This is a genomic window from Shewanella sp. AC91-MNA-CIBAN-0169, assembly GCF_040310165.1.
GTDB lineage: Bacteria > Pseudomonadota > Gammaproteobacteria > Enterobacterales > Shewanellaceae > Shewanella.
Window position 1 is genome coordinate 11115 of the sequence record NZ_JBEOPM010000027.1, and the last position, 10531, is coordinate 21645.

Consider the following 10531-nt stretch of genomic DNA (forward strand, 5'->3'; position numbering starts at 1 on the left):
AGCGAGATAAATCGAAATTAGGTTAACAAAATGTCTCAATCATTGTTAACAGTACAAGCAACCAAATAAAACCTTAGTATTACATAACTAATTGATTAAAAAATAACTATAAACAAATTTTACAGCGATAATTGCGTAATATTCTATCAATCACACCTTTTTTGTTAACATGCTTTTGACAAAGGGCCTGCTTTCTGAAAAAGTAGACAATTCATGAACTTCTTTGCGGCATCAAAAGAGAATAAGTATAAATCTATGCCTAAAATTTTACTCTTTATCTGTGTTTATTTTATTTTCAGCTTTGGCGCAGCAGCCATTGAAGCTGATGACACAGAATCAAATTTCGATCTACTACTAAACTACACTAATTATGGTGTTGCGGATGGTTTGTCTCAGGACACAGTAACTGCCATCGTAGAAGATCCAGAGGGTTACGTTTGGGTTGGTACTATCAATGGATTAAATCGTTTCGACGGCAATGAATTTAAGCAATTCTATGCAGAAGAAAATGAAAATTCTCTACCCAGTTCTTTTATTCGTAATTTACTTATCGATGACAATGGCACATTATTAGTCGGGACAGATAAAGGCCTTGTATCGTATAACAAAAATACAGAGAGATTTGTTAAAAATGAAATATCAGACTTAATTGGTAAACAAACAATTTGGTCACTTTCGAAACAGAAAGAAGGTGTGATCATTGGTCTAGAAAATAGAATAATCACTTATTCCAATGCGACTAGAAACATAATATTAGACATTAATGAAAATAAATTTAAAGAGATCAAAAAAATAATAAAAAGCAAAGAATCATTATTTATTAGGAATTTTGATGGTGATGTTTTCGAATTTAAAAATCAAAGTGTTACAAAAATATTAAGCGGTACTAATGATATAGTAACTATGGAAGATAGCTTAATAGCTGTAACTAATGACGGTATCTATATTATCAATGACGGCGTATTATTATTATCAAAGCTTAAATTTAAGGCCTTAAGTTCATCGGCTAATTTTTACTCACAACATACACTTGGATTGTCTGAAAATCATCTATACGAGCTAAATTTAATCAACAAAAAATTAGAAACAAAAAAGATCGGGACTATAGATTTAAAAAAAGAAAGATTAAATAACATTATTATTTCACAAAACAAAAAGCATATTTACATTTCAAACTATGTTGATGGTTATTTTGATATATCACAAAATAAAAATTATCTAAAAAGGATAAATACTCCAGAAAAAAACATTTGGTCTATGACTAACATTGATACTGGATTACTTATCGCTAACAATAAAAGCAATATTTATCGATATAACAAATCAATATCAAATACTGTTGAAGTCAACAACCTTAATCATGGGCCTAAATCGATAATATCTATTGGTGATACCTTATTCATTGGCTCATCTGACGGTCTAACACTAAAAAATAATACGACAAAAGAAGAAAAAAAATTACTTTCTGATATTATTTTCAATATTAAAAAACACGGTAATTTCCTTTTTGCTTCTACTTTTGATGGAAAAATTTACAAGCTTAATTTTAAAGGAGAAATAATCACCCTTTTAGACACAAAAACGGGATTCCCTATATATGACACCTTACTCGATAAACAAACTTTATGGATAGCATCACAAAGCGGCTTGATAAAGTATAACAATGGTGTATTTACAAACATATTCAATCAAGATTTCGTATTCAACCTAACAAAAAATAAAAATAGTATATTTTTTGGAACAAAAAATTCAGTTTATGTATTAAAAAATGAAAATATAAAAAAAATAATAGATAGAAAGAAGATAATTTATTCAATAACAAGCATTGAAGATACTCTTACAATTGCTTCAAGTAGAGAAGTAATATTATTAGATCTTAATAAAAATAAAAAATACATTTTGAATACTGAAAATGGTTCTTTTGACGATTATAATACACAAGCAACACTTAGTATGGGTCAAGAAATAATACTTGGAAGCCCTGATGGTATGCTTCTAATTAATCCAATTGAGATCATATCAACACTAGAAAAAGAACCAAGCAACAAAATAAACTTTGAAGAACTTTTACTATTTAATTCTCCGGTAGAGGTAGGTTCGGAAAAATTGAAAGAACCACTTAATTATATTGAAAAAATCTCATTACGCTATTCGGACTACCCATTCACTATAAAATTTAATATCTTAGGGGAAAGCAATAAAGATTTTGAATTTTTTTATTATTTAGAAGATCTGGAAAAAACATGGTTATCAACTGAAGGTAATAATTCCGTAACTTATACTAATTTATCTCCTGGAAAATATAATTTTAAAATTTATGCAAAAAATCGTTCTTCCGGAAAAGAGACTAATGAAAGAAATATTAAGATATTAGTAACTCCACCATGGTGGTTATCAAATCTAGCGATAGGAATTTATGTTGCCATCATTATAATTATCATTACTTTAATTATTAAATCAGCAATACATCGTAGAAAAATCCAAAAGAAAATAGCCCAGAGTGAAGAACGTTTAAAATTATCATTATGGGGCAGTGGCGATGAAATGTGGGACTGGGATATTGAAAGTGGCAAAATCTACCGTTCTAATATATGGGGCTCTTTAGACTTCCCTCAAGACGGTCGTCGCTCGGGTAATCCTGATGAAGAAAGTAATATCCACCCTCTCGATAGAGATCGTGTGACAAGGGCGCTAAATGATCATTTCAATGCCCTAACCGATCACTTCGAAATTGCTTATCGCGTTAAAGCGCGCAACCAAGAGTGGATCTGGATTTTAGACAGAGCCAAGATAGTTGAACGTGATCAGAAAGATGTACCCCTTCGAATGACTGGCACCATTAAAGACATCAATAATATTAAGCAAGCAGAAGAGCAACTTCGTTTATTCGCTAGAGCAATTGAAAATATTTCTGAAGGGATGTTTATTCTCAATGAAAAATATCAATTTGTTGAAGTCAATAATGCCTGTTGTGAACTGGCAGCTTCGACAAAGGAAAAATTTACTCATGAAATACTCAATTTCACTCGTTATCCAGCCAGTTATTCAGAACAAATAAGAAACTTACTAAAACAGCAAGGTCGTTGGAGCGGCGAAGTTGAAGCGAGTAAAGGTAAAGACAATTATTTCTTAATGGAACTGACTATTGACGCTATATACAATGAACAAGGTGACACAAGTCATTATGTTGGCGTGTTTTCCGATATAACTCGCCGTAAACAACAAGAAGAAGAACTCAGAAAACTAACCAATAATGACTTACTTACCGGTTTACCCAATCGGTCTAGTTTGCAAGTGACACTCAGCAACCTAGTTAAAAAGGATGTTCATCACACCCTAATGGTGCTTGATTTAGATAATTTTAAACGTATTAATGACTCATTAGGCCATCAAATTGGTGATGACTTATTAATTGGTGTTGCTGAGCGTATAAAGTTAGCCATCCCAAAACATGCCAGCTTATACCGTCTAGGCGGCGATGAATTTGCCTTACTCGTAGATCAACACCCTGATATCGGATCATGTGCCGCCATTGCAACGCAAGTGATAAATTGTCTAAAGCCAGCTTTCACTCTTAATAATGACTCACTGGTACTAGGCATTAGTATCGGAATTGTGCTTTATCCTGAAGACGAGCAAAACGAGCAAGCATTGTTACGTAAAGCAGATATCGCCATGTATCACGCTAAGTCTGGTGGTGGCAACCGCTATCAGTTTTATTCTGAGTCATTAAATCAAAATGCTTTACGTCAGCTTGAAATCGAAAGTTTAATCAGAGAAGCACTCAAAGACGATTTGTTTGAAGTATATTACCAACCCAAAATCGATGTGAAGAAAGATCGTCTTAACGGAATGGAAGCATTAGTGAGATTAAATCATCCTAAATTAGGCCTGATTGGACCGAATGAATTTATCCCCCTTGCCGAAGAAAATGGTTTAATCGTTGAAATTGGTGATGTCGTCTTGCGAAAAGCGTGTTTTGCTGCGCAGAAATGGCTCGAACTAGGATTATTTAGTGGTCGTGTTGCTGTCAATTTATCGTCAAGACAATTTGCTCTGCCCGATTTACAGCAACGAATAGAGTCAATTTTACGACTCACAAAGTTACCAGCTAAACACTTAGAGCTTGAAATCACTGAAGGAACTGTCATTAAAGATCCCGAACAAGCGATTAAAGTGATGCAGCAATTGGCTAAAATGGGTGTCAGCCTTGCTCTTGACGACTTTGGGACAGGTTATTCCTCTTTGTCTTATCTAAAGCGATTTCCTATTAATTGCTTAAAGATCGATAAAACCTTTGTTGATGACATAGATAAATCTGACCGAGACCTCAAGATGGTCGATTCAATTATTACTATTGCCCACAATATGGGACTGACCGTGGTAGGTGAAGGGGTTGAACAAACCGCACAACTCAATATATTAAAAGCACTTAATTGCGAAGAGATTCAAGGCTATATCTATAGTAAGCCTATTAAAGAAGCTGACTTTGAGCTTATGTTGAATGCAGACAAACTTAAATTTGAAGCATTAAACGGTACATTAAAGAAAAATAAATAACTACCTCTTATATTTGGCATAACAAATGCAAATGCAAGTTCAGTTGTCAAAATAATATTGTTATTTAACCCTGAGCTTCAATTACAAAATATAAGAGAGATTAAAATGATTAAAGGAATAATTACAGTTGCGGTTTTATCGGCATTATCATTCAATGGCTATTCAATGGTAAATAGTCCTATGACCGAAGCAGCAAATACTTGCAATGTTAGCATGTTAGACACTCGAACAGCTAAAATCCCGGGTGTTAAATTGCTTAACTCCCAAACAGCTAAAATCCCGGGCGTTAAACTGCTTAACACTCAAACAGTTAAAATCCCGGGCGTTAAACTGCTTAACTCTCAAACAGCTAAAATCCCGGGCGTTAAACTGCTTAACACCCAAACAGCTAAAATCCCGGGCGTTAAACTGCTTAACTCTCAAACAGCTAAAATCCCGGGCGTTAAACTGCTTAACTCTCAAACAGCTAAAATCCCAGGTGTTAAACTGCTTAACTCTCAAACAGCTAAAATCCCGGGCGTTAAACTGCTTAACACCCAAACAGCTTAAGGAGAACCCTATGTTTACTTCTCTAAAAATAGCACTTGGTTTAGCAAAACCAGCTCGTAAAAAAGTAAAATTGCCTGAAGGTTTAAATCACCTTGAAGTCATCCAAGCTAGAGCTTGGTGGAAGTAATTATTGAGATACTGATGATTAACCATCAGCCATAAAAAAAGGAGCATAAGCTCCTTTTTTGTTGTTTTGAATTTGAATTTGAATTTTTATATAGCAAACTAAAATGAGTTTAACCTTCTATTCTATAGCGGCCATGTCGCCAAACCTTCATATCAGCCAAGCGTTTGTGGGTGCTAAACAATGGGTAAGTGAGTGGCCCTAATATACAACCTACACATCCCCATCGCTTTACGGCTAAACCATGCTGATAAGCTGCAAAACCAAATAAAAAACCACTACTAATACTCACTAAAATAAGCATGAATAACCAACTAAACTGCATTATCGCTGACTCCAAATAACTCAGTTAACTTAATCCCTACTTATACAACATTACGATTCATCTTTGACTCGCAAGCAATCATGTTAACGCCATTATATCGAGGTGATTACAGCTTAATGGCGAAATATCATTCGTATGATCGTTTACGCTATCATCCTTGACTTATCATACTAAATAACGGGCATTATACCGTAAAGAAGTATCTGATTGATTAAAAATAAGGCAAAGGTATGCCTTTGTTACATAAAAAAGCGGCAATTCACTGCCGCTTTTTTACAATTTGATAACTAAATATTATCAATAACAATCACTCGGTTTACTTTTTATAAAATTGGCTGCCATCACTAGCCATTTTTACTAACGTATCACACGGTGCGAAACGGTCACCGTACAGTGATTGATAACCTTGTAAAGTTGCCACTAAATTACTTGCACCTAAGGTGTCGATATAACGGAACGGGCCGCCCAAGAATGGCGGGAAGCCAATACCGAATATAGCACCGATGTCACCATCTCTTGCAGAGGCAATAATCCCTTCTTCAAGACAACGAACAGCTTCATTGAGCATTTGAATAGTACAACGCTCTGCCACATCTTTTGCTTCTTTATCCGAAGCGATTAAGATATCGAGCACTTTGTAAACGGATTCATCAACCAATTTGGCTTTTTTAGCTTTAGGTCCGTATTGATAGAAACCTTTACCATTTTTACGACCCTTACGGTCATCGGCTAATAACTTATCAAATGCTGCAGGCGCTTTAAAACGATCGCCGAGCTCTTTTTCTAAAATTGGCGAAATTTTAGCACCTACGTCAATGCCAACTTCATCAAGCAAAGTCATCGGTCCCACAGGGAAACCAAACTTCACTAATGCGCGATCTAGGTGTTCAACACGTTGACCTTCAAGTAATAACTGCGCAGCTTCGTTCATATACAGGGCTAGAATACGGTTTACATAAAAACCTGCGCCGTCTTGAACCACAATAGGTGTCTTACCTTGCTTGCGTGCAAACGCCACTGTGGTAGCAATCGTTTCTGGTGATGTGGTTTTATGGGCAATCACTTCAACTAACGGCATTTTTTCTACCGGAGAAAAGTAATGTAGGCCAATCACATTTTCAGGACGACTTGCCGCTGCAGCAATCTGACCAATAGGTAATGAAGACGTATTAGAAGCAAAAATGGTGTTTTCACCACATTCACGCTCAACGTCTTGAACCATTTTATGTTTAAGTGCTAAATCTTCAAATACCGCTTCAACAACGATATCGGCATCTTTAATACCTGTATATTCAGTCGTCGTTGTCATTAATGCCATGATATTGTCACGCGCTATAGGTGTCATATGACGACGCTTAACGCCTTTATCTAGCAGTTTGTAAGCATATGATAGTGCGTTACTTAATCCCTGCTCTGAAATGTCTTTGACACGCGCTGGAATTTTAGCTTTAGTGGTTGTTACAGACGCAATACCACCGCCCATTAAGCCACCGCCTAATACCATTACTTTTTTAACTTTACGTGGCACAGCACCTTCAGCACCGGTTTCTTTTTTCATTTCCGTGGTGGCAAAGAACAAGCTACGTAATGCTGCCGACTCTTTCGACATCACTAAATTAGCAAAATGAGTTGCTTCAACCTCAAGCCCTTTCACCATACCTTTATTCATACCTTGACGAACACAATCGATGATTTTAGCTGGCGCAGGATAATTCCCCTGAGTTTTCTTCATTACCTGTTTGCGAGCTTGATCAAACATAATATCGCGAGTGAATGAAGATGATTCTAAAAACTGATTAATTTTAGATTGCACCACAGGTTTTGCAGCTTGTTTACCTTTTTTTGCTAGCTCTATCGCGGTTTCAAGCAAAATAGAGTTAGGCACAACATCATTCACTAACCCCATTTTTAATGCTTGTTTAGGACGAATTTGCTTGCCAGTAAGCATCATATCTAACGCAGTTGCAATTCCGACTAGTCGAGGTAAACGCTGAGTACCGCCGCCGCCGGGCAACAAACCCAGTTGCACTTCAGGCACCCCTAGCATGGTTTTTTTATCGTCACTGCATACGCGTAAATGACACGCTAGCGCTAATTCTAAGCCACCACCTAAACAAGCACCATTGATAGCAGCAACAACAGGAATTGATAATCCTTCAAGCTCAGAAAAAACCACATGACCTTGTTGTGACAATGCCTTAGCATCAGCTTCACTCTTGCAAGCTGCTAACATGGTAATATCGGCACCGGCAACAAACGAATCAGCCTTACCAGATATAACAACCAAGCCTTTAATGCTGTTATCAGCTTTGATTTCAGTTAATATTTCACTAATTTCAGGACCAAATTGTTCTTTTAAGGTGTTCATGGTTTCGCCAGGAACGTCCATTGTTAAAATGGCAATACCATCGTCACGACGAGCTAAATTAAATGTTTTTTCCATGCTCATTACTCCACCTCCAAAATCATTGCCACACCTAAACCGCCAGCAGCACAAGCAGTTGCTAAACCAGTACCACCACCACGACGCTTAAGTTCATTACACACTTGGGTAATCAAACGCGTACCGGTTGCCGCAAAAGGATGACCATAGGCTAATGAACCGCCTAATACGTTAAACTTACTCATGTCTATTTCGCCTATCGCGCGATTGCGACCCAGCTTCTCTGCTGCAAACTTTTTAGAACCGAACATCTGCATATTGGCCAATGTTTGTGCCGCAAATGCTTCGTGCATTTCGATCAGCGTTAGATCTTCTAATTCCATTCCAGCACGTTTTAACGCTAATGGCGTCGCGTACGAAGGACCCATTAACATGTCTTGCCATACATCGATGGCCGTAAACGCATAACTCTTGATGTAACCAATAGGTTGATACCCTAAGGCTTTAGCACGACCTTCACTCATTAAAATAATGGCCGATGCACCGTCTGTTAGTGGCGTGCTGTTGGCGGCAGTAACGGTACCGTGCTTACGGTCAAATGCGGGACGCAATTTGGCGTAAGACTCTAATACAGAGTTTTCACGAATATTATTATCACGATCAATAAACTGTTTGTAAGGTGGAATATGAGCTGTCATCACTTCTTGTTGAAGCACGCCAGAATTCCACGTTTCAGTAGCCAATGTATGTGAACGATGCGCTAATGCATCTTGATCTGCACGGCTGATGTTGTAAGTCTTAGCCATTTGTTCTGCGGTTTGCCCCATAGACAAACCCGTTGAATACTCAGCAACCGCTGGCGGTACCGGCATCAGGTCTTTCAAGCCTAAACGACGTGCAATCGCAAATTTTTGCTTAAAAGTACGCGCTTTATTTAAATCGACTAAAGCATGTGCAAGCTTTTTTGATACTCCAATAGGTAGTACTGAAGACGAGTCAGACCCACCAGCTAAGCCGATTTCAATATTGCCGGTCATAATTGATTCAGCTACGTTAACCGCCGACTGAAAACTGGTTGCACAAGCTCGAGTGACAGAGTAAGCATCTGTTGACACATTCATGCCAGTACCTAGTACAATTTCACGAGCAATATTGGGTGCTGCAGGCATTTGCACAACTTGACCATAGACAAGCTGTTCAATTAACTGAGAGTCGATTTCAGAGCGAGACAGCAACTCATTAACCACCATTTTGCCCATATCTAGCGCTGATACGCCATGAAAGGCGGTTGCTTGCTTTGCAAATGGTGTTCTTAAACCGGCAACAATCGCAATGCGCTCACCCCGGGAATTTGTTACTTGTTGTCTATCACTCATGTGTCACCCTCTATTATTGTTAGCTTATCTCGGCTCTGCCGGTAAATTTTTATTTTGCCAGATAATCTGGTCAGACCATCAAAGTGTGACCTGATTCTAACTTTTTATTGAATAGTTTTAAACAGGCGTTTACAACTATCTACTTCATAAAGAGTTAAATTGTGTTAATCCTACTAGCCAAAAACCAATAGAATTCATAACATAGGGTGTAATAATCCCAATGCCAACTAAATAAATTGAGTACAGCTATGCCGTTAAGTCGTTTCCACTCACTACGCACCTATTTAGATAATGTTGTCTTAGGTCAACCCGTATTAACTGAGAACTTGCTGATAGCACTTATCGCAAACGGACATTTATTAGTTGAAGGTCCTCCTGGTTTAGCCAAAACTCGTGCAGTAAAAGCATTATGTGATGGAGTAGAAGGCGAGTTTCATCGTATTCAGTTCACTCCCGATTTATTGCCTGCCGATTTAACTGGCACTGATATTTATCGTCAGCAAACAGGGACATTCGAATTTGAAGCGGGGCCAATTTTCCATAATCTAATCCTAGCAGATGAAATTAATCGTGCTCCAGCTAAAGTTCAGTCAGCGCTATTAGAAGCCATGGCTGAAGGCCAGGTTACCGTTGGTAAGAATAGTTATCCTTTACCACCACTATTTTTAGTGATGGCTACACAGAATCCGCTAGAAAACGAAGGTACTTATCCGCTGCCAGAAGCGCAATTAGATCGTTTTTTAATGCACTTAAATCTCGATTATCCTAGCGCAGAAACCGAAGTCGAAATCTTACGCCAATCGCGTAAAGAGGCCAAAACACATCAGTTGCCTACGATAGACCCCGTCGCACAAGCCGATGTGTTTGCAGCAAGAGATCAGGCATTAGATATTTACTTAGCTGAACCGTTAGAGAAATACATCGTTGAAATTGTGATGGCGACTCGACAACCTGCGCGCTACAGTGCTGATTTAGCTAAATGGCTTGAATATGGTGTCAGTCCTCGCGCCACAATTTCACTGGAACGTTGCGCCAGAGCGCGTGCTTGGTTACATGAACGAGACTTTGTTTCACCAGAAGACATTCAAGCTGTTGCGCCTAATGTGTTACGTCATCGTTTGTTACTCAGTTATCAAGCGCAAGCGGAAGGCGTTACGGCAGATCAGGTGATTGATCACATTCTTAGTCAAGTTGCCGTACCGTAAATGTTGCAG

At 37.9% G+C, this 10531-nt stretch carries 6 protein-coding genes; 3 read left to right on the forward strand and 3 right to left on the reverse strand.

Annotation, left to right across the window (positions count from 1 at the left end):
• The first annotated feature begins 213 nt into the window (after positions 1 to 213).
• Both AAEY98_RS18550 and AAEY98_RS18555 read left to right on the forward strand, forming a co-directional pair.
• Positions 214 to 4560: an EAL domain-containing protein gene (locus tag AAEY98_RS18550; RefSeq protein ID WP_335692886.1), complete on the forward strand. Its 4347-nt coding sequence runs from the start codon at positions 214 to 216 to the stop codon at positions 4558 to 4560.
• Positions 4561 to 4665: 105 nt separating this feature from the next.
• The gene (locus tag AAEY98_RS18555; RefSeq protein ID WP_350979594.1) at positions 4666 to 5109 is read left to right on the forward strand and encodes a hypothetical protein; all 444 of its coding nucleotides are present in this window, start codon (positions 4666 to 4668) and stop codon (positions 5107 to 5109) included.
• A 236-nt stretch (positions 5110 to 5345) separates the two neighbouring features.
• Here the strand turns inward: AAEY98_RS18555 and AAEY98_RS18560 are convergent, their stop codons facing one another.
• From AAEY98_RS18560 to fadI, 3 genes are all read right to left on the reverse strand, one after another.
• Positions 5346 to 5558 carry a hypothetical protein gene (locus tag AAEY98_RS18560; protein WP_101086592.1) on the reverse strand — a complete coding sequence of 71 codons (213 nt, stop codon included), beginning with the start codon at positions 5556 to 5558 and terminating at the stop codon, positions 5346 to 5348.
• Positions 5559 to 5874: 316 nt separating this feature from the next.
• Positions 5875 to 8001, reverse strand: coding sequence for a fatty acid oxidation complex subunit alpha FadJ (gene fadJ, locus AAEY98_RS18565; protein ID WP_192116331.1), 2127 nt, complete (start codon positions 7999 to 8001; stop codon positions 5875 to 5877).
• Positions 8002 to 8006: 5 nt separating this feature from the next.
• Complete coding sequence (gene fadI / locus AAEY98_RS18570) at positions 8007 to 9317, reverse strand: acetyl-CoA C-acyltransferase FadI (protein WP_059744448.1); 1311 nt, start codon at positions 9315 to 9317, stop codon at positions 8007 to 8009.
• 248 nt (positions 9318 to 9565) lie between these two features.
• On the opposite strand from fadI, the gene AAEY98_RS18575 reads away from it, so the two are divergent.
• Positions 9566 to 10522 (forward strand): AAA family ATPase, encoded by a 957-nt coding sequence (locus AAEY98_RS18575; protein WP_059744447.1) that lies wholly within the window; start codon positions 9566 to 9568, stop codon positions 10520 to 10522.
• The last annotated feature ends 9 nt before the right edge of the window (positions 10523 to 10531 follow it).